The following is a 20,510-nucleotide window of genomic DNA, read 5'->3' on the forward strand; positions in this document are numbered from 1 at the left end:
GCCACGTTCAGTGACTTGTTTAATCGCTTCTGCTTTGAATTCTTCAGTGAATCGACTCTTTCTCATGATGTACTTCCTTCTCAGTTTTTGACATTATTAAATGTCTACTGAATTAGGGGAAGTCCACTGTCAATTAGTTAATGGATTAAAAGGATCTCACAAAAGGTCTATGTATCCAGTCGCAATAAGTGGGCAAAATGCGCCTATTTACAAAAAAATTCGAGGCCAAAACTAAAGGTGTCTGAGGTTCCCTCGATATTTCGTCTTCCATCAGGTGGATGTTGTGCCGCCAGTTTTTCCTGATTTTGCGCATTCGTCCAGCGATCAAGATATTGAACTGGCGACTAAAATCGAAGGGGTCAGCATCGCAATACTTTTAAGCCCAATATAAACGTCATGTAAAAACGTGAAATTCAAACATAAATTTAAACCATCAAATTATATGGGTGTCTGACGAATTTCTAAATTTCAGGAGAAGCTCAGTCGGGAGCTACCACGTAAAGTCATCCGGAATCTGGAAGGCGGCATACGGATCATCCTCATCGATTTCGGTCGTCGTCTTCTTCACCCGCACCACAAGTGAAGCATCGCGCTCGGCAATTTTATCCGCGATAATCCGGGGCAACAATTCTGTTTTACCTTCCAGACACACGATCACCAGTCGGCCGGCAATCAAATGCGTCTGTACCTCTGCTGACACATAGATCTTATCGATCTTGGTACCGTGGGTGTAGTAATAAGCGATGTCGCCTGCGCCCTTGCTTTGGCGATTGTTTTGAACCAGCTGCACAATTTGCGCAAAAATCGCTTTTTGGCTCGCGGCCGCATCGCGTTGCGCATTGAGTTCGCGAGCGCGTTCGGCATTTTTACGCTGCACCTCAAGCGCGGCCAGACGTGCCTCATCTACGCTCTCGTTGCCGGTCCGGCGCTCGACCTTCTTTTGCTTGCTCTTTTCCTGGTGGACCAGTTTGGCTTTGTTTTTATCGACTAATCCTGCTTTTAAAAACTGATCTTGCAATGAGGCCATCATACAACTCCGAAAAATAAGTGCCACCGGTCCAAGGCAAGGCTGCCGACCAATGAAAAGCCGCTAGCATAGCAAAATTTTCTATTTTGTAAGGCCGTAACTTGCAACAAATTGGCTGGACGAAGGCAAGAACAAAGAAAGTGATGCCGGTTGCTGAGGACTACTCCGCAATAACGACGTTCGGTGGTGTCCCCTACTACCGTGAGAGACGCAAGCTGTGTCCTGAAGATGAAGATCGATACACCCCGGCATTTGGGGTAAATGCCTAAGCTGATCAGCAGAAAGGTATTAGTCTCGTTACGTGTGTTGGCATCCAAATTCATGACCGCCAGTAATGTTTCATTGGCTTGTAGAGTGAACGGGGAATGCACGGTTCGGAGCATCATCAACGGCATGATGTATCCGAAGAAGAAATTCGCATTCTTGCCGAAATCCAGCACGAGATACCCCTGACGAAGCTGATGGACTGCTGAGGTAGTTGGTCTTGGATGTGGTTGACAGCCGAGACTGGGGCTGGCTGGTTGCGACAACGAAGATATTCATTACGTACTGACATCAGATAACTGAGTTTGTTTATAGCAAGCAAGAGGCATTCTTGTCCTGACCTGCCCAATGAAATTCCGTCAAGTAATAACTCGACATACGTACAGAAAAACCACTTATTAATTTGCGCTAAAGCAGTTTTTTATTGTTAACATGTTTGAGCCTCATTTACTTATCAACTTGATACGCGTACATTAGATTTGCCGAATGCCCTTGTTGGCGAATAGGCTGATTTTGGTTTTATGGGAGTACGCACTCCCTCACAAAAAATTTTGCTAGTTGATATTTTCCGATTGATGAGATAACCAGCGTTTATCTGGAGCTTTGCATGCCTAATAGCGTCGAACAAATCATGAACGAAAAGCGGCTCGAGTTGGTCATGGAGGCTGCAGATCTGGATTTATGGGAGAACGATTTTGTCACCGGAGTAGTCACTCGAAAAGCCACCAAAATATTTGCCGCGCTTGGTTACGACGAAAATGAGACCGCCAATTATATTGACGATCTTTTTGCCATCGTTCATCCCGATGATTTGGCTGGTGTAAAAGAAGCACTGAATAACCACATCAATGGCATAACCGAAAAATATCAGTGTGAATTCAGGTTCAGGGCAAAACACGGTTCATGGGTCTGGTATGCCAATCATGGCAGAATTATGGATGCCGAATCCAATAATCGGGGTCAGCGATTCATTGGCGTCACGTTTAATATTGAGGAAAGAAAACGCAAAGAAATTGAGCGCGAAAGTCTGACCAGAACGCTGAAGATGCTGGGTGAGTGCAACAGCGAGCTAATTCACGCTCGCAGTGAACAATCACTACTTGAGTCTATTTGCAAACTGCTTGTAGAGACTGGGGGCTATTTGATGGCATGGATTGGTTTTGCTGAGCAAGATGCCGCCAAATCAATCAGTGTGCGCGCCCATTGGGGCGATCGGAATAACTACCTAGACCAAATCGCAGTAACCTGGCTCGATACCGAGTCAGGCAGTGGGCCTTCAGGTAAAGCCATCAAGACAAATTCAGTCATTATCAATCAAGACTTTGCAGAGAACCATGCCATGGAACCATGGCGAGAAAAGGCTGCCAAGCACGGCTTTCAATCAAGTATCGCGCTTCCCATTACGAATAAAAATGGTGTCTTTGCTGTTCTGAATATCTATGCGCCGAAAACCCAAGTCTTTAAAACAGAAGAAGTAAAGCTGCTGAAAGAGTTAGCAGACAACTTATCTTACGGTATCGCTGCACTTCGATTGCAAGCAGAAAATACACAGGCTCAAATTGCATTAAAAAAAGAAAATGAAAAAAATCTTGCCCTGCTTCATAACGCCAGCGATGGTATCCATATATTAGATAGCCAAGGAAAACTCATCGAGGCCAGTGATTCCTTTTGCGCGATGCTCGGCTATACAAGAGATGAAATGATAGGGAAGCATTTGTATGAATGGGATGTCAACATGTGCGTGAATGAGCTAGAGCATCGCTTAGCACAGGTCTTGTCACACAAAGCACGCACACAATTCGAATCCCGCCACAAGCGCAAAGATGGCACTATGTTTGACGTGGAAGTCAGTGACTATGCGCTAGAGCTAGAGGGCAAGCAGGTATTATTTAACTCGTCACGAGATATTACTGAACGTAAAAAAATTGAGGCTAGCCTACTTCAGCAACAGCAGGAATTAATCCAGAGCAATGCTAGACATCGTGATTTGCTGACCAATTTACATGTTGCGATCATCGTCCACGCACCCGATTCAACAATCATTTTTAGTAATCCTCGTGCGTCAGAACTCTTAGGTTTATCTGTCGATCAAATGCTAGGCAAAACGGCGATCGATCCATCCTGGCGGTTTGTGAACGATAAAGAAGAAACAATGACCGTTGATGAGTATCCTGTGCAACGGGTTATCGCCACCATGAAACCGCTGGAGGCTCTGGTGCTTGGCGTCAAGTCAACGAACAAAAAAAGGGTGGTTTGGTTGCTGGTCAATGCATTCCCCGAATTGGATGCAGATGGCAAGTTAAAACAAGTAGTCGTTAATTTTGATGACATCAGCGCACGTAAACAAGCGGAAGAGCGAATTCATAATCTTGCTTTTTTTGACGCACTGACAGGTCTGCCAAACCGCCGCTTACTGATGGATAGATTTGACTCCGCGATTTCAACATCTACCCGCAGTAACCACTATGGTGCAGTACTGTTCATCGATATGGATAGGTTCAAAACCATCAACGATATATTAGGTCATAATTTTGGTGATCAGTTGTTGATTGAAGTAGCACAAAGAATTCAAGCATGTATTCGAGAGACAGATACCGTAGCGCGTTTGGGTGGAGATGAATTTATTGTGCTGCTGGTTGAATTGGACGAAAGCATCGAAACAGCTTCACAAAAGACAGCCCTGATCGCAGAAAAAATACGCGCCAACCTGGCGGCTCCATATCATCTCAATGAGAGCGAACAACATAGCTCTCCCAGCATCGGCGTGAGCGTCTATCAAGGCAATAAAGAGTTACCGGAGACTTTATTAAAGCAGGCAGATATTGCTATGTACAAAGCAAAAGATGCAGGTCGCAATACTTTGCGCTTCTTTAACCCGGCGATGCAGTTAGCAGTAGAAACGCGTGCCGCGCTGGAAGCGGATTTGCGCCATGCAGTACCTTCCGATGAATTACGCTTGTACTATCAAATTCAGGTCGATGATCAGCAGCGTCCAATTGGTGCCGAAGCGCTAGTGAGTTGGCTACATCCGGATCGTGGCCTGGTCATGCCAATGCAATTTATTCCTATTGCCGAGGAAAGTTCTTTAATTCTGGAGATCGGAGAATGGGTCATACGCACCGCATGCCAGCAATTAGTTAAATGGTCAAAGTCAGATCACACCAGGCATCTCACCGTCGCCGTCAATGTCAGCGCACAACAATTCAGGCAAACAGACTTTGTCGAACATCTTGCCAGTCTGTTGCATCATCATGGCGTAGATGCGTCAAAACTAAAACTTGAGCTTACGGAGAGTGTCGTTCTTACTGATGTGGATGAGGTCATCAGCAAAATGATTGCGCTAAAGGAGTTGGGTGTAAAGTTGTCGATGGACGATTTCGGTACAGGCTATTCTTCATTGTCTTACCTGAAACGGCTACCGCTCGATCAAATTAAAATTGATCAAAGTTTTGTGCGTGATATTACAACCGACAGCAACGATGCGGTCATGGTCAAAACTATCATCGATCTAGCCAAAAATTTCCGTCTTGATGTGATTGCTGAAGGAGTGGAAACAGAGGAGCAACTCGCTTTTTTAAAGTTGCATGAATGTATGGCATATCAAGGCTATCTGTTCAGCAAACCCATTCCTGTTAATGTGTTAGACGGACTACTGAACACGTTCTTTGTTCATTAAACTCATCGCTTCTGATGAGTTCGTTTATTGACATACGGGTGGACAAATTATGGGGTGCGACCTGCCCTTGATTTGGAAAGGATTGCACCCTGTTGTCACATAAGATTGAACAGATAGAAAGCAAGTGCAAAGGATCGTTACTCGCTTTCTTGCGGAGATGGAGGCTGCTCTTTTTTCTGTGAGGCGTACAAGAGCCGGGACCAGCTTGCGGGAAGCTCATCTCTTCTCATGTAGATGCGTGTGTAGTCGATATTGCGTATCGCTGCACTACTCTCTTTTACTGCCTGAAGATGCGCGGGAGACTGGACAAATCGTAGCATTGACGCCTCGTCGCTCCAGACTGTTGCTGTCCATACTTCATCACCAAATAGCTGGCGGCGGACAGAGTATCCGATTAAACCCGGCTGTACGAGAAGGCTATCTATCACGCGCGATGCACCTTGATCAAAAAGTTTCCGTTTAGTGGCATCAATGGTCGCATGTGTGACGGCAACTAGTAATTGCTCATCCTGATTCTCGGCAAGAGTACTCTTGCGTTTGTGCTCATCGACCCATTTAAAAGGGGTAGAAATGCTACAACCAGTCACGAGCGTGAGTAAGGCTGATAAGGATAGTATTTGTATTCGCTTCATAGATAGCCCATTCGTACTATGCATTTATATGATGCATCTGTGTATGTAGTTTATTTAACGACTTCAAACATGGTTTGAACCCGCCAATCTGATAGTCCGCTGATAGGTCACTCATAGCGCGTTATCTAAAATTCTCAAAACACGATGACCGTTTTGCCGTTTCTGCGCTCGCCACGTTCAAGCAATGCAAGAGCCTCTGGCGCTTCTGCCAAAGAAATGGATTGCGCGATATGGATGGCTAATTTGCCAGCGGCTGCGAGCGCGATGACCTCTTGCAAGTATTCTGCTTTGGGATCTGCAAAAACGAGCTTGTTAGCGCGAGATAGACATGCCTTGAAAAACTTCGCTCTGGTCGGGGCAATGTCAATGATCATGCCACCTCGCTTCATAAGTCGTGCAGCGTCTTGAGTCGAGAGGCTCCCGTTGCAATCGAAGACCAGGTCAAATCCGCTATCGAGCGAGGACGGCACTGGTTTGGTGTAGTCTAACACCACGTTAATGCCTAGCGACTGTGCCTGCTCAAGGGAGTGAGGGCCGACGCGTGCGGTTATTTCAGCGCCGATACTTTGCGCAATCGCAATCGCGGCCTGCCCTACGGCACCTAATGCGCCATTAAGAAAGATTTTTTGACCCGGCTTTAAACGAGCCTTCTTGATCAGTGCGTGCCACGCGGTCACACCGGCAATCGGCAAGGTCGCGGCCTCGGTAAAGGATAAATTTTCCGGCTTTTTGACAATTAAATTCTTTGACGTGATGAGCATAGGTGCGAATGCGCCAGATCCTTTCATCGGCACCGTTCCAACAACATTATCACCAGGTGTAAAGTCATCTACGTTGACGCCAACGGATTCCACTGTGCCAGCGAAGTCTGTACCCAAGGCACGCGGAAACTTATTCCCCGTGAACAGTTTCATTTTTCCACTTCGAATTTTCCAGTCCATCGGGTTGATGGATGCCGCAGCAACCCGTACTAACACTTCATTGGCTTTGAGCTCAGGCAAGCTAAATTCGCTCATGCGCACTAGCTCGTGACCACCGTAACGCGTGTATTCGAGTCGTTTCATCGTATCTTTACTCCATGTTGGGGACAGCACTGTTACGACAGTCATCGCAGCAAGCTCTCTTTTCTTTGGCAAATTGTATTTTCTTGATTTGAGACTGTCTATAATCTAAAGTCTCTACTTTCTTTTCGATCGTCCAAAATCATGATGGATCCGCTCTCAGACGTACTGTCACTGCTGAAGCCTCAAAGCTTTATGTTTCGCGGTTTAGATCTGGGTGGCGCCTGGTCGATCCACTTCCCTGCCTATCAGTGCATCCGGTGCTACGCTTTGCTCACTGGAGAATGTTGGTTTGCGCTCGATGGTGCGGCTGCGATCAGGCTGCGTGCGGGAGATTGCATCCTGCTACCCAGAGGTCATTCGTTTGTGCTCGCCAGCGAGCTTTCGCTGGAACCCGTTAGCGCTGCGTCGTTTTTGGCGGGTGCGTTGGAGGGTGGAGTAATCACGCACCAGGGGGGCGGAGAGGTTACTGGAATCGGCGGCTATTTCACCTTTGCGAACGCGCAGTCGGCCATGTTTCTTGATGTATTGCCGGATGTCGTTCACATCTGCGCAGAAGCAGACAGATTCGCGCTGCGATGGTTTATCGAGCGCTTGATGCAGGAGTTGCGAGTGCCACAGCCTGGCAGTTATTTGCTCGCCCAACAGCTGGTTCAGCAAATACTGGTTCAGGTACTGCGTCTATGCATTGCCCAGGGTGCCGTAGATAACGTTGGCTGGATTTTCGCGCTGGCGGATCCATCGATGAACGCAGCGCTGAGTGCAATGCATGCAAACCCCTCGAATCGCTGGACATTGGACTCTCTCGCAGAGCTCGCATCAATGTCGCGATCTAGTTTTGCATCCAAATTTAAGAAAACGGTTGGCCTTCCAGCCATAGAATATTTATCGCAATGGCGCATGCTATTGGCGAAAGATCGACTTGTAAATTCCAAGGACTCTATCGCGGTCATCTCACGATCATTGGGCTACGAGTCTGAAAGTGCGTTTAGTACTGCTTTTAAACGGCTCATTGGATGTTCCCCGCGTCACTATGTATCGACACAGCAAACTCCATCGACACAGCAAACTCGCATGAAAGACTGAGGCAGCTACTATTGTTTAACGCTGACACAGCATTAATAAAATATTGATTGAGCACTGACTAGGCATTGTGTCAGCTTGAGCTAGGCTTGAATTGAGCCTACATGCGACGGCAGTCAGTCAGCCCAAATGATGCTGGCTGACTGCCTTGAAACAACTTACTTCACTTCAGTCACAAACTTCTCATTCGGACGGCGTACTTTTTTCAGATTGACCAGCCAGTCTTTGTCTTCTTCACGATACCCCAGTGGCAGGATCACGACGCTGCGCAGGCCGCGTTCTTTCAGACCCAGAATTTCATCGACGGCTTTTGGATCGAAACCTTCCATTGGCGTACTGTCGACTTCCTCATAAGCTGCGGCGATCAAGGCTGATCCCAGGCCGATGTAGGCTTGACGTGCGGCGTGCTGATAGTTGACTTCGGCATCGCGTGCCGGGTAGGTGCTGAGCAGCATCTGGCGATAGTTTTCCCAGCCTTCGTTTTTAAAGCCACGTTCGTCGTTGGTCAGGTCAAACATCATATTGATGCGATCTGCGGTGTAGTTGTCCCATGCAGCGAATACCAGCAGGTGGGAGCAGTCGGTGATCTGACCTTGGTTCCAGGCGACTGGTTTGATTTTTTCGCGTACTTCTGGGTTGGTGATGACGTAGATTTCATATGGTTGCAGGCCACTGGAAGTCGCAGTCAGGCGTGCTGCTTCGACAATGCGGTCCACTTTTTCTTGCGGCACTGCTTTTGCCGGGTTCATCTTTTTGGCGGCGTAGCGCCATTTCAGTTTTTGGATCAAATCAGACATGAGTTTCTTTCAATATGTAATTATTAAATGCCTGGATTCGTGTCAAGTCGGGCTGATATCAATCCGACTCTAGACTTTAACTTTAATCACAATGAAAAACGATGAAGAACAATTCAATCGGATGCAATGTGTTTTTACTACCTTGGTGAGCATAGCATTGACGCTGATTTTGCGTATTTGCCTGCCCTGTGATTCAGATACTGATCGCATATAAGGACGCTAAGGCTATTTGACAATAGCGTGGCGATATCTGGGAGACATTGGAAGCGGCAACGCGGTTGAAAATTCGTCGAAAATCAGCTTAAAAAAATATACTCATGGTGAGTATATTTTCAATGCCTACGTAAAATAGGCGGATAAGCCTATGTTTGATGAAAAATATAGGGGAGTATATCTATTTAAAACAACCTGACACCTTATAGGGAAATTATTTTCCAGCCGCCTGCGCCTTGGGCAAAGACGCCATCAGATCAGCAAATCGCTGTCCCTGGATCATAATATGGCCACGCAATAACTCCGCCGTCAGCTCACCGTCTCCCGCCAGAATGGCCTGAACCACGCCGTCATGCTCAGAAAATGAAGCGCTGACGCGATCACGCACGCGGAGTTGCAAGCGACGGTAATGACGCAGGCGCCGATGCAATGCCATCGCCTGTTCGGCCAAAAAAGCATTGTGGCTGCCCTGATAGATGATCTGATGAAAGGTCTCGTTGCAATAGAAATAATCGTCTGAGTTCTGCGCTGCACTGGCGTCTTTACAGGCCTGGTGAGCCGCCAGCAAATCCTGCTGTTCTGCGGGTGTCATGCGGCGTGCAGCAAGCCTGCCGCACATCGCCTCGAACTCCGCCATCACCTCAAACATTTCAACCAGTTGCTGCGGCCCCAGCTCGGCAACGACCGCACCACGCCGCGGACGAATCACCACTACACCCATCGAGGCTAGTTGTATCAGCGTCTCGCGGATTGGTGTGCGGGAGACGCCAAACTCATTTGCCAGCTCGGTCTCATCCAGATGCTGGCCGGGAAGCAATTTGCCGATGGCAATCATTTCCTCGATGGATTCACGCAGACTCTGTGAGCGACTTTTTAAGGTGGGGGTAAGCAAAACGCCTCCTTTGTGTAATTTTGCTCATTATATGTACAAATACACTTGCTTTGTATTTATTTGAGATATATCTTGTATACACAAAAATAAATTATGCATGCAAGATCACTGAATCACGGCAATGCAAGCGACTCATCCCTTCAATCCAGGAGACAACATGTCCAAACTTTTTACTCGCAGAGCCATACTCGGTGCCATCGCCACCAGCCCGTTTTTTACTATGTCCGCCTCCTGGGCGCAAACGGCAGCGCTGAAGATTTCGCACCAGTTCCCGGGTGGTACGGTGAACGAAGGCGATTTTCGCGACCGCCTGTGCCGTATGTTTGCCGCCGAGGTGGAGAAACGGTCTAAAGGTAGTCTGAAGTTCGAAATCTATCCTGGCTCCTCACTGATGAAAACCAATGCCCAGTTTTCATCCATGCGCAAAGGTGCGCTCGATCTATCGCTGGTGCCACTGTCATATGCGGGCGGCGAAGTCCCCGAAGTAAATATCGGTCTGATGCCGGGCCTGGTGACCTCCTATGAACAAGGTTACGGCTGGAAAAATGCCGAGGTAGGCAAAGAACTTAATCGCATTTTGCTCGATAAAGGTATTGTGGTCGTGAGCTGGATTTGGCAAGCCGGTGGCGTTGCGTCGCGCGGCAAACCCATCGTCGATCCGGACGATGCCAAAGGGATGAAAGTCCGGGGCGGCTCCCGTGAGATGGACCTGATCCTGAAAGCAGCAGGTGCCGCGGTCGTGTCATTGCCGTCCAATGAAATTTATGCAGCAATGCAAACTGGTGCCATGGATGCCGCCCTGACCTCATCAACATCGTTGATTTCTTTCCGCCTGGAAGAAGTATCGAAAAGCCTGACCACCGGACGTACAGGTGCTTACTGGTTCATGTTTGAGCCATTGATGATGTCGAAAGTAGTGTTCGACAAACTGAGTAAAGATCAACAGGCCACCATCATGGCAGTTGGCGGCGAACTGGAAGCTTTTGCGCGTAAATCTGCCCAGCTCGATGATTCACTGGTGGCGGCTGTATATCAAAAGGCCGGTGCGAAAGTCGCCGACCTGAATCCAGCTACACTCAAAAAATGGCAAGCCATTGCACGGACTACCGCATGGAAAGATTATGGAGAGAAGAATGAGAACTGCGCCAAATTACTGAAGCTGGCGGAGAAAACATTATGAGTCACGGATTTGAAATGGAGCCAGCTAAAGGCCCGGCAATCCCTGACCAGAAGCTGATTGCGGCGATATCACGATTGCTGGATCACTTTAATAAATTCCTGATGAATCTATCGATGCTGGCACTAGTACTGACGGCATGCATATTGACTTATTCCGTCGTCAGCCGCTATTTTTTTAAGGCCCCGACGGACTGGCAGGATGAGGCGTCCGTATTCATGCTGGTCGGTGTCACTTTTTTCTGTACTGCCTATGTACAGTCGTATCGCGGCCATATCGGGATCGAGGCACTTGCCTCGCTATTGCCTGCGAAAGTCAACGCCTTTCGCATGTTCATGGTGGATGTGCTGTCATTCCTGTTTTGCGCCTTTTTTTCATGGAAATCCTGGACGCTCTGGCATGAAGCCTTTGTCGATGGACAAACCACGACGTCGACTTTTGCACCCCCGTTGTGGATTCCTTACGGCATGATGGCGTTCGGCATGTCGCTGCTGACATTACAACTGTTTGTACAGGTTTTGGCACGCGTGACTAATAAGCGAGGTGTCAAATGAGTGAACTGACCTTAGGCGCTTTATATGGCGCGGTGACGCTGGTTGTGATGTTCTCAGGAATGCCGATTGCCTTTGCGTTAGGCATCGTAGCAGCAAGTTTTATGTACTTCTTTATGCCTGCCTCATCGCTGGATACAGTGACCCAAAACGTATATGAGGAAATGGCCTCGATTACTTTATTGTCGATTCCCTTATTCATCTTAAAAGGTGCGGCAATCGGCAAATCACCCGCCGGTAAGGATTTGTACTCGGCAATTCATACCTGGCTGCACAAAGTCCCTGGTGGTCTCGGCATTGCCAACGTGGTTGCCTGTGCGCTGTTCGCGGCGATGGCTGGCTCGTCTCCTGCAACTTGCTCTGCTATCGGCTCTGCCGGCATACCAGAAATGCGCAAACGTGGTTACTCACCGGGATTTGCCGCCGGCATTATTGCGGCAGGCGGAACTCTGGGTATTTTATTGCCGCCCTCAATTACGATGATCTTGTATGCAGTCGCTGCCGAGCAGTCTCTGGGACGCCTGTTTCTCGCGGGTGTCGGTCCCGGCGTATTGCTGGTCGTGCTGTTTGCCGGTTATGCCGTCTACCGCGCACGAAAAGAATATCGTCTCGCCCTGATCGCCTATGAACAGTCAGGTACTGAATCGGCCTATCTGGAAAAAGAGCATTTCACTCTGGCACAAAAAGTCGAAATGCTGCCACGTGTTTTACCGTTTGTGATCTTGCTGATTGGTGTCATGGTGGCACTGTACGGCGGCTTTGCTACACCATCCGAAACGGCAGGTCTGGGTGCACTGCTAGCGATGGCCTTGATCGCCGTAGTGTACGGCGTATGGAGACCAAAAGATCTGCGGCCGATCCTTACCTCGACGATTAAAGAGTCAACGATGCTGCTCTTGATTATCGGTATGTCGCTACTGTATTCGTACGTGATGAGTTATCTACATATCAGTCAATCCGCTGCGCAATGGGTAGTCGATATGCATTTGTCCAAATGGATATTGCTGGCAGTAATTCTGGCGATGGTCATTGTGTTTGGATTTTTCTTACCGCCGGTATCGATCATCCTGATGACGGCGCCAATCATCCTGCCTCCGCTGAAGGCAGCTGGCTTTGATCTGATTTGGTTCGGCATTGTCATGACGGTCGTCATGGAGATGGGGCTGATCCATCCGCCTGTGGGATTGAATATTTTTGTGATTAAGAATATTGCTCCGGATATTCCGCTCAAGGATGTAATCTGGGGTGTGATGCCTTTCGTGGCCTTGATGTTCCTTGCCGTGTTGTTGCTGTGCCTATTCCCGGGGATCGCAGTCGGCCTGCCAAATACCATCATGGGAGTGAAATGATGAGTGCGCGTCCGCAGGTTTGGAATACCTTGCAAGAGAATCGCCAGCAACGATTGACACGTGCGCGGGATACGCTGGATCAGAGCCTGTCCGGGAAAATCCTGCCGGCGGCGCGCATCGTCGACCTGCTACATCAGGTCATCGAGTGTGGCGACAGAATCTGCCTTGAGGGCAATAATCAGAAGCAAGCAGACTTTCTCGGGCAATCATTAGCCAAACTGGATCCTGCTCGGATTCATGATCTCCATATGCTGCAATCGGTGCTGGCCTTACCCGAGCATCTCGATATTTTTGAACGGGGGATTGCATCACGTCTCGATTTTTCGTTTTCGGGACCGCAGGCTGGGCGTGTCGCTAAGCTCGTCAGTGCGGGCAAACTAAATATCGGTGCGATCCATACGTATCTCGAATTATTCAGTCGTTATTTTATCGATCTCACGCCACGGGTATCGCTGATCGCCGCAGAAGCTGCTGATCGTCTCGGCAATTTGTATACCGGCCCGAACACCGAAGACACTCCGGCGATTGTGGAAGCAACTGCATTCAAAAACGGTATCGTGATTGTGCAGGTGAATCAGATCATGGATGTCTTGCCGCGCGTTGATATTCCCGGCGACTGGATTGACTTTGTCGTTGAGGCACCGAATCCGTATTACATAGAACCACTGTTCACCCGCGATCCGGCACAGATCTCAGAAATACAAGTATTGATGGCCATGATGGCGATCAAAGGGATTTATGCAGAATACGGCGTCAAGCGTCTGAACCATGGCATCGGTTTCGACACCGCCGCCATCGAATTATTGCTACCTACCTATGCAGAATCGCTGGGACTGAAAGGCAAAATCGCTAGCCACTGGGCGCTCAATCCCCACCCTGCCCTGATCCCAGCGATTGAGGCAGGTTTTGTCGAATCGGTCTATTCATTCGGGTCCGAACTGGGAATGGAAAACTATATCCGCGCCAGACCCGACGTGTTTTTTGTCGGGCCGGATGGCTCCATGCGTAGCAATCGCGGATTATGCCAAGCAGCTGGGCATTACGCCTGCGATATGTTTATTGGATCGACTCTGCAAATCGATTTGCAAGGAAATTCATCAACCGCGACCCTGGGCAGAATCGCCGGTTTTGGCGGTGCGCCAAACATGGGGGCAGATGCGCGTGGTCGCCGCCATGCCAGTCCCACCTGGATCAAGGCAGGTCAGCAGGCACGGCAGGGTAAAAATGTAATCCCGCGTGGACAAAAACTAGTGGTGCAGATCGTCGAAACCTTCAGAGAACATATGCAACCAGCGTTTGTTGAACGGCTCGACGCCTGGGAATTAGCGGAGCAGGCAAAGATGGAAATCCCGCCGGTTATGATCTACGGCGACGATGTCACACATATTTTGACGGAAGAAGGCATCGCTAATTTACTTCTGTGTCGCAGTGACGAAGAGCGTGAGCAGGCCATCCGTGGTGTCGCAGGCTATACCGCAGTCGGTCTGGCACGCGATAAGCGCATGGTCGAGAATTTACGGGATCGGGGCATTATTCAACGCGCAGAAGATCTCGGTATCGACAAACGTCTGGCGACCAGAAATCTGTTAGCAGCAAAGTCGATGAAAGATCTGGTGCGTGCATCGGGTAATTTGTATCAACCGCCGAAGCGATTCCGAAACTGGTGAGTAAATAGCGCAGGAAAGCAGCTATCTATGAGAATGCATCTCACCCGTAAAATTAAAAAGTAATGAAAGCGATAATGGAACATTTATCTTATCGATTCGAGCATGGCCAGCGTCCTGTTCCGCAACAAGCAGAACTGGTTGGCGTAGTCAGCTCTGGGAATCTGGAAGTATTAATTGAAGCCTGTCCGCTGCAACAAGCGTGCGTGATAGAGATCAATACGGCAGCGACTGGCTTTGGTGCTATCTGGGCTGCGGTGATGACAGATTTCAACGCACGCTGGTTACTTGCCGATGTCAGGATTACGATCAACGACATGGGAGCGACGCCCGCAGTCGTCAGCCTGCGTCTGGATCAGGCGGTAGAGACGCTGTTTGGCCAGCCACAAGGAGCACAAGCATGAGCAGCTATCTCGAATGCAACGCCCGTGAACGAATTCAACAGCTCTTTGATCCGAACAGCCTCGATGAATTTTTACCCCCATCGGCCCGGGTGATCAGCCCGCATCTGGGACAACTGAATGCGCCGGTCGCCTTCGACGACGGCGTGGTGGTTGGCAAGGCGCTTTTGCATGGCGAGACTGTTTTTATCGCAGCGCAAGAAGGTGGCTTCATGGGGGGCGCCGTGGGCGAAGTTCATGGTGCAAAACTGGTGGGCATGTTACGCCGCGCGGTGATTGAAAAACCGCGTGCCGTCGTCTTGTTGCTCGAAACAGGTGGTGTCCGTTTACATGAGGCCAATGCAGGATTGATTGCGGTATCTGAAGTCATGCGCGCCGTGCTCGACACCCGCGCTGCGGGTATTCCTGTGATCGTCTTAATAGGTGGATCGAATGGCTGCTTTGGCGGCATGGGCATCGTTGCGCGTTGCGCAAACTGGATCGTCATGTCAGAAGAAGCGCGTCTCGCTATGTCCGGCCCGGAAGTCATTGAGACAGCGAATGGCGTAGAAGAATTCGACTCGCGCGATCGTGCACTGGTCTGGCGTACAACTGGTGGAAAACACCGCTATATGATTGGTGATTGTCAGGCAATCGTGACCGACTCAGTCGGGGCATTTCGTTCAGCGGCAATTGAGGCCATTCAAGCAATCCAGAATAGCGGCGCTGATCACAGCGATCAAATTGCACTCTCATTAGAAGCACTGGAGCATGAGCAGGAATTATTGAGGAAACGGATTAACTCGTTTGGCACATTGCGCGATCCGCTTGAAATCTGGCGCGCACTCGGCATGAATGATCCAGCTAATGTCCCGATGCTGGAGATCAGTGATTTCATCAGCAAAGCGCAACATCACCGACTCGGAGCAGCATAATGCAATGGCAATCACTGGCAAATGCCCTCTTCCCGTTAGGACATACTATCGGTGAGAAAGAATGTCTTTTATCCGGCACAGGACAAACCCATCAAGAAACAGTTGCCGTCGTTGGAACAACGAATCACGCACCGATTGGTGTTGAAATCGCCTTAGCGCAAGCGGCATTTGTGCTCGACACCCTGCGTCAACATCCTCTGCGCCCCATACTCTTGCTGGTTGATACGCAAGGTCAGCGACTACGTCATCGTGACGAAATGCTGGGTATTAACAGCTACATGGCGCACCTCGGAAAATGTGTAGAACTCGCGCGCAGAAAAGGACATCGAGTAATCAGTCTGGTGTATGACCAGGCATTGTCTGGCGGCTTTATTACCAGCGGCTTGATGGCGGATGCCTGCTATGCCTTGCCAGATGCAACCATCCGCGTAATGGGGCTGCCAGCGATGGCGAGGATTACCAAAGTGCCGGAAGAAAGACTGACAGAACTCGCCATCAGCAATCCTGTGTTTGCACCGGGACCTGAAAATTATTTGCGCATGGGCGGGGTGCAAGGAATCTGGGACGGTGATTTATCTTCGCAGCTTGAGCAAGCGCTGTTGCATGTACAGAATACCGACCTGCGCAGTGCAACTGGTAAGCAGCGCGGGGGCCGTCAATTAGCACAGGCGGTCATTGATGCCATCCTCGCGGATCAGCATGTACTCGCGCCATGATCTGGTCTGGCTATCAGACCAAGGATGGCAACAGATAAGGGATACTTCTAGACCCGAGCATCGTCATGCCATAGAAACATGGCGACTGAGCAACTGGCCACTGATCGTACGGCGGCATGATGCCGATGCCGGAGATGAGGTCGTCTGCCTTGGACTGGCCTTACCGCCAAATACAACTGACGGCAGCAAACAACGAATCGCTCTGCGCGTAGAAAAAAAACTGATTGCACGCTCATGCCCTGCATTGTCTGTGAACGAGATCATTACAACCGCACCGACGGAATGGCAAGATGCTCTCACTAATTTATCAACCTTATCAATCACGTCAAAGACATCATTTGCAGCACTAGATATACGTGTCTTTGGCTCAACCGCATTGCAACGTCTTACCGGATTACCCTATGTCACTGCACGTTCGGATATTGATCTTTTATTTTCACCAAATGATTTCAGCGAATTAGAACTAGGTTTGTCCTTACTCACATCATTCAGTACTCTGCTGCCACTCGATGGCGAAATCCTCTTTCCTCAACAACAGGCTGTATCCTGGCGGGAATGGCAAATCGCCACCGCTAGCCAGGCGCGAGTGCTGGTTAAGACCATGCATACGGTATATCTGGCATCTACAGCGTCGCTGATTGCGTCCCTCGTTCAGAATCAAACTACGAGTGGGGAACTTGCAGCATGAGGCAATTACAGCCAGTGATGCCTGCTTCAGTTGGGCGTCGCAGTATCATTTTCTCCCATACAAATGAAGAGAGAGAAAACGACTGTCATCAGCATCATGCCGCCGCCATGGGCGCAAAGATCGCAAAAATTGCAGTCCGGTGTTTATATAGAGAACTGTCTCTGTACCCCAAACCAGGACTGGTCTCGTTGATTGATAACGGCAGTCATACCGATATGAATGCCACAAGCTTCATGCGTAGCATGTTCGCCTTACGCCACTACTTTAAAGCGATCACTCAGGCTGGCTATGAACAGGCATCATTTAGTCAGTTAAAGAAATTAGGCATCGATGCTGAGCAAAGAATGATGCTGGCGACAAAGGGTATCAACACTCACCGTGGTGCTATCTTTAGCCTGGGCATGTTGTGTGCAACAACCGGGTGTTTAAGCGCGCGCAATATCACTCCTACAACCGATACGATCCGCCAAACTCTGCTTGACTATTGGGGAGATGAACTGAGGTTGCATATACAACATTCTAGCTATGAATCCAATATTACATCTAACGGCACACGTGTCGCACAACGCCATGGCGCAAGCGGAGCGAGGGAAGAAATTGCATTGGGACTACCATCGGTATTTGATATTGCCCTGCCTGCGCTGTGCAATACGCTCAACGCGGGACGCACTATGTACGAGGCACGCATTGATACTTTCTTTGCCTTGATGGCCCATATCAGTGATACCAATATCTATCATCGCGGCGGCGCTGAAGGCGCAGTGATCGTCAAAGAGCAGGCTCAGAGTTTCATCGATGCGGGAGGCACTGCACGTCCTGACTGGTACTACAAGGCTCTGGCTTGCCATCAATTATTTAGCGCAAAACGTTTATCGCCTGGCGGTGCTGCGGATCTGCTTGCGGCGACTTGTTTCGTATATGATATTTGTGACGGTGAGTTTGTATGACGTCCCGCCTGCTCGTGCTTTGTTCGGGTCAGGGTGGTCAGCATGCTGGGATGTTTGACCTGTTGAGCAGTACTAATGGCGCTGAGATCTTGCATGACCTCTGTGCACCAGAACTAGATTCGATCGCTGAAAAACCAGAGAGTATCTTTGCTAATCAATACGCTCAGCCACTCATCGTCACCAGCCAGATGGCTATCTGGAATCTCCTGAAAGATCGCATACCGACACCAGATCTGGTTGCAGGCTACAGTATCGGTGAGCTAAGCGCTTATGGCATTGCGGGCATGCTGGATGTGCGGCAAATCGTCGGTCTGGCAAGACTGCGTGCGCAACTGATGGATGCTTGTCGCGATCCACAGCATGCGCAAATCATGGTTGCGGTCAATGGCGTTCAGCTGCGTCAAGTCAGGAGCATCATTCAGGATAGTGGCTTTGAGATTGCCATTATCAATGCGGATGATGCGCTTATCCTTGGCGGCATAGCCGATCAGTTCGCAAAATTAGAAACCGAACTAGTAGCGCACGGCGCAAAAGTACAACAACTCCCGGTACATATCGCCTCGCATACCTCGTGCTTACGCAATGCCTGTCAGCCGTTTCATGAGAAGCTTCAGGCATGTGATTTCCGTGGCGGAATCTGTCCGGTAATCTCGGGCAAGAATGGTGGCCAGATTTACGGTAAACACGCGGCAGTGCAACAGCTCAGCCATCAGTTGCTTGAGACGATACACTGGCATGACTGCATGGATGCATTTGCAGAAAATGGTATCAGCGTTGCATTGGAACTGGGGCCAGGTGCGGCCTTATCCAGAATGCTGCAAGCCAGACATCCGCAGATTGCCTGTCGCTCTGTGTCCGAATTCCGTAGCATTGACGGTATCATCCAATGGTTGTCCCGGCATATCGAATAACGAACTTCATCAGTAGTCCCATCTATTAATCTATTAATCTATTAATCTATTAATCCACTAAGCCATCAACCAACGAAGTAACTAAATAACTGTAGGGAGACATCATGAAAACAGCACTATTGTCCGGACTGACCGCCAGTCTGATTGCGACCGTAAGTTATGCCAGCGACAGATTACCGACGATTCCGCCAGACCAATACACGGCGGAACAAAAGAAAGCAGCGGAAGAATTTCTGGCGACCCGTAAAGTACCGGTATTCGGTCCTTTCGAGCCATTAATGCATAGTCCCCAAGTCATGACACAAGCCAGAGCAATGGGTGACTATCTGCGTTATAACTCGGCGATCGGCAATACCTTGAGCGAGCTCGCTATTCTCATTACCGCTCGCGAATGGACGCAGGATTTTGAATGGTATGTGCATTATCCCATTGCACTCAAAGCGGGAATCAAAGCATCGGTCGCCGATGCGATTGCAGATGGTATTCGTCCGACCGGCATGAGTGAAGATGAGGAAATCGTCTATGATTTTTCGACCGAGCTACATAAAAACAAACGCGTCTCAGACCGCACATTCCAACGCGCAGATAAACGGTTTGGTAAAAAAGGTGTAGTGGATCTGACAGGCATCAATGCTTATTATTCTTTGCTGGCAATGCAAATGAATATGGCGCAATACCAAATTCCGAAAGACAGTAAGAAACTCACGCGCTTTCCTGAGTAAGGTCTATCGACAATAACTGACAGACCATAAAAAAATCCCTCCTGTAAGTTAGGAGGGATTTTTTTCGTCAATCAATGGTGGATGAGAAAATGTCATTCATGCGCATGATCACCGCCCAAATAGGCGGCTTTTACTGCAGGATCGTTTTTGAGTTTGTCCGCAGGCCCATGAACAGAGATGCGACCGTTTTCCAAAACGTAACCATAGTCGGCCACGTTCAACGCAGCCGCCGCGAATTGCTCCACCAGCAGCATGGTGACGCCCTGCTCTTTCAGGCGCAGGATAATGCGAAAAACTTCTTCCACCAGAATCGGTGCCAGCCCCATAGATGGTTCGTCCAGCAAGATCACTTCAGGATTCAGCATGACCGCGCGCGCCATCGCCAGCATCTGCTGCTCACCGCCAGACAAGGTTCCAGCGAGTTGATGCTGTCTTTCTTTCAATCGGGGAAATAGCTCCAGGGCTTTTTCAAGATCCGCTGCCACATCTCCTTTGGGACGAGACCGTGTGAATCGAGGAAACGCTCCCAGCAACAAATTATCCGTCACGCTCATGGTGGAAAATACCCGGCGACCCTCTGGGGAATGCGCCAGGCCAGCACGGGCTATCTTATGAGACTCCAAGCCGGTGACATCTTTACCCGCAAGTTTTACGCTTCCCATTTTCGGCTTTAACATCCCTGAGATGGCGCGCATGGTTGTGGTTTTACCTGCGCCATTGGATCCGATTAAGGTCACCACTTTGCCTTTTGGTACGTCGAGAGAAATACCATGCAGGACTTCGACTTTGCCATAGGCTGCATGCAGGTTTGAAATAGATAACATG

The 20,510-nt window shown here is 49.3% G+C and carries 20 protein-coding genes; 13 read left to right on the top strand and 7 right to left on the bottom strand.

Annotated elements, in window-relative coordinates; translation table 11 throughout:
• Positions 1 to 490: 490 nt before the first annotated feature.
• Entirely contained in the window at positions 491 to 1,027 is a 537-nt protein-coding gene (locus tag ACO0LE_RS18585; RefSeq protein WP_422961824.1) for a DUF2058 domain-containing protein, read from the bottom strand.
• Positions 1,027 to 1,467 (bottom strand): hypothetical protein, encoded by a 441-nt coding sequence (locus tag ACO0LE_RS18590; protein ID WP_422961825.1) that lies wholly within the window; start codon positions 1,465 to 1,467, stop codon positions 1,027 to 1,029. Before ACO0LE_RS18590 ends, ACO0LE_RS18585 begins: the two co-directional genes overlap by 1 nt.
• Positions 1,468 to 1,922: 455 nt before the next feature.
• Here ACO0LE_RS18590 and ACO0LE_RS18595 point away from each other — a divergent pair, with 455 nt between their 5' ends.
• A complete protein-coding gene (locus ACO0LE_RS18595) occupies positions 1,923 to 4,967 on the top strand; it encodes an EAL domain-containing protein (RefSeq protein WP_422961826.1) in 3,045 nt (1,014 codons plus the stop codon).
• 137 nt (positions 4,968 to 5,104) lie between these two features.
• Here ACO0LE_RS18595 and ACO0LE_RS18600 read toward each other — a convergent pair whose 3' ends face one another.
• Both ACO0LE_RS18600 and ACO0LE_RS18605 read right to left on the bottom strand, forming a co-directional pair.
• Positions 5,105 to 5,599, bottom strand: coding sequence for an antibiotic biosynthesis monooxygenase family protein (locus ACO0LE_RS18600; RefSeq protein WP_422961827.1), 495 nt, complete (start codon positions 5,597 to 5,599; stop codon positions 5,105 to 5,107).
• A gap of 134 nt (positions 5,600 to 5,733) precedes the next feature.
• The gene (locus ACO0LE_RS18605; RefSeq protein WP_422961828.1) at positions 5,734 to 6,663 is read right to left on the bottom strand and encodes an NAD(P)-dependent alcohol dehydrogenase; all 930 of its coding nucleotides are present in this window, start codon (positions 6,661 to 6,663) and stop codon (positions 5,734 to 5,736) included.
• A gap of 144 nt (positions 6,664 to 6,807) precedes the next feature.
• Here ACO0LE_RS18605 and ACO0LE_RS18610 point away from each other — a divergent pair, with 144 nt between their 5' ends.
• Positions 6,808 to 7,746 carry an AraC family transcriptional regulator gene (locus ACO0LE_RS18610; RefSeq protein WP_422961829.1) on the top strand — a complete coding sequence of 313 codons (939 nt, stop codon included), beginning with the start codon at positions 6,808 to 6,810 and terminating at the stop codon, positions 7,744 to 7,746.
• Positions 7,747 to 7,901: 155 nt separating this feature from the next.
• On the opposite strand, the gene ACO0LE_RS18615 is transcribed toward ACO0LE_RS18610, so the two are convergent.
• Positions 7,902 to 8,540: an NAD(P)H-dependent oxidoreductase gene (locus ACO0LE_RS18615; protein ID WP_422961830.1), complete on the bottom strand. Its 639-nt coding sequence runs from the start codon at positions 8,538 to 8,540 to the stop codon at positions 7,902 to 7,904.
• A 427-nt stretch (positions 8,541 to 8,967) separates the two neighbouring features.
• Positions 8,968 to 9,645: a GntR family transcriptional regulator gene (locus tag ACO0LE_RS18620; RefSeq protein ID WP_422961831.1), complete on the bottom strand. Its 678-nt coding sequence runs from the start codon at positions 9,643 to 9,645 to the stop codon at positions 8,968 to 8,970.
• A gap of 157 nt (positions 9,646 to 9,802) precedes the next feature.
• Between ACO0LE_RS18620 and dctP the strand changes: the two genes are divergently transcribed.
• The 11 genes from dctP (at position 9,803) to ACO0LE_RS18675 (ending at position 19,685) form a co-directional block, all read left to right on the top strand.
• On the top strand, positions 9,803 to 10,825 hold the full coding sequence (gene dctP, locus ACO0LE_RS18625; RefSeq protein WP_422961832.1) for a TRAP transporter substrate-binding protein DctP: 1,023 nt from the start codon (positions 9,803 to 9,805) through the stop codon (positions 10,823 to 10,825).
• Positions 10,822 to 11,376, top strand: coding sequence for a TRAP transporter small permease (locus tag ACO0LE_RS18630; RefSeq protein WP_422961833.1), 555 nt, complete (start codon positions 10,822 to 10,824; stop codon positions 11,374 to 11,376). Before dctP ends, ACO0LE_RS18630 begins: the two co-directional genes overlap by 4 nt.
• The gene (locus ACO0LE_RS18635; RefSeq protein ID WP_422961834.1) at positions 11,373 to 12,722 is read left to right on the top strand and encodes a TRAP transporter large permease; all 1,350 of its coding nucleotides are present in this window, start codon (positions 11,373 to 11,375) and stop codon (positions 12,720 to 12,722) included. Before ACO0LE_RS18630 ends, ACO0LE_RS18635 begins: the two co-directional genes overlap by 4 nt.
• On the top strand, positions 12,722 to 14,389 hold the full coding sequence (gene mdcA, locus ACO0LE_RS18640) for a malonate decarboxylase subunit alpha (protein ID WP_422961835.1): 1,668 nt from the start codon (positions 12,722 to 12,724) through the stop codon (positions 14,387 to 14,389). The genes ACO0LE_RS18635 and mdcA overlap by 1 nt, the downstream gene beginning before the upstream one ends.
• Before the next feature lie 74 nt (positions 14,390 to 14,463).
• Positions 14,464 to 14,790 (top strand): malonate decarboxylase acyl carrier protein, encoded by a 327-nt coding sequence (mdcC, locus tag ACO0LE_RS18645; RefSeq protein ID WP_422961836.1) that lies wholly within the window; start codon positions 14,464 to 14,466, stop codon positions 14,788 to 14,790.
• On the top strand, positions 14,787 to 15,701 hold the full coding sequence (locus ACO0LE_RS18650) for a biotin-independent malonate decarboxylase subunit beta (protein ID WP_422961837.1): 915 nt from the start codon (positions 14,787 to 14,789) through the stop codon (positions 15,699 to 15,701). The genes mdcC and ACO0LE_RS18650 overlap by 4 nt, the downstream gene beginning before the upstream one ends.
• The gene (gene mdcE, locus ACO0LE_RS18655; RefSeq protein WP_422961838.1) at positions 15,701 to 16,417 is read left to right on the top strand and encodes a biotin-independent malonate decarboxylase subunit gamma; all 717 of its coding nucleotides are present in this window, start codon (positions 15,701 to 15,703) and stop codon (positions 16,415 to 16,417) included. The genes ACO0LE_RS18650 and mdcE overlap by 1 nt, the downstream gene beginning before the upstream one ends.
• Positions 16,380 to 17,105, top strand: a complete 726-nt coding sequence (gene mdcG / locus ACO0LE_RS18660; RefSeq protein WP_422961839.1) for a malonate decarboxylase holo-[acyl-carrier-protein] synthase — start codon at positions 16,380 to 16,382, stop codon at positions 17,103 to 17,105. Before mdcE ends, mdcG begins: the two co-directional genes overlap by 38 nt.
• Positions 17,102 to 18,052, top strand: coding sequence for a triphosphoribosyl-dephospho-CoA synthase MdcB (gene mdcB / locus ACO0LE_RS18665; protein ID WP_422961840.1), 951 nt, complete (start codon positions 17,102 to 17,104; stop codon positions 18,050 to 18,052). The genes mdcG and mdcB overlap by 4 nt, the downstream gene beginning before the upstream one ends.
• Positions 18,049 to 18,963 (top strand): acyltransferase domain-containing protein, encoded by a 915-nt coding sequence (locus ACO0LE_RS18670; RefSeq protein ID WP_422961841.1) that lies wholly within the window; start codon positions 18,049 to 18,051, stop codon positions 18,961 to 18,963. The genes mdcB and ACO0LE_RS18670 overlap by 4 nt, the downstream gene beginning before the upstream one ends.
• Before the next feature lie 104 nt (positions 18,964 to 19,067).
• Positions 19,068 to 19,685 carry a carboxymuconolactone decarboxylase family protein gene (locus ACO0LE_RS18675; protein WP_422961842.1) on the top strand — a complete coding sequence of 206 codons (618 nt, stop codon included), beginning with the start codon at positions 19,068 to 19,070 and terminating at the stop codon, positions 19,683 to 19,685.
• A gap of 92 nt (positions 19,686 to 19,777) precedes the next feature.
• Here ACO0LE_RS18675 and ACO0LE_RS18680 read toward each other — a convergent pair whose 3' ends face one another.
• Positions 19,778 to 20,509: an ABC transporter ATP-binding protein gene (locus ACO0LE_RS18680; protein ID WP_422957510.1), complete on the bottom strand. Its 732-nt coding sequence runs from the start codon at positions 20,507 to 20,509 to the stop codon at positions 19,778 to 19,780.
• Between the last annotated feature and the right edge of the window lies 1 nt (position 20,510).

The organism is Undibacterium sp. Xuan67W, assembly GCF_049340165.1.
In the GTDB taxonomy this organism is placed as follows: Bacteria; Pseudomonadota; Gammaproteobacteria; order Burkholderiales; family Burkholderiaceae_D; genus Undibacterium.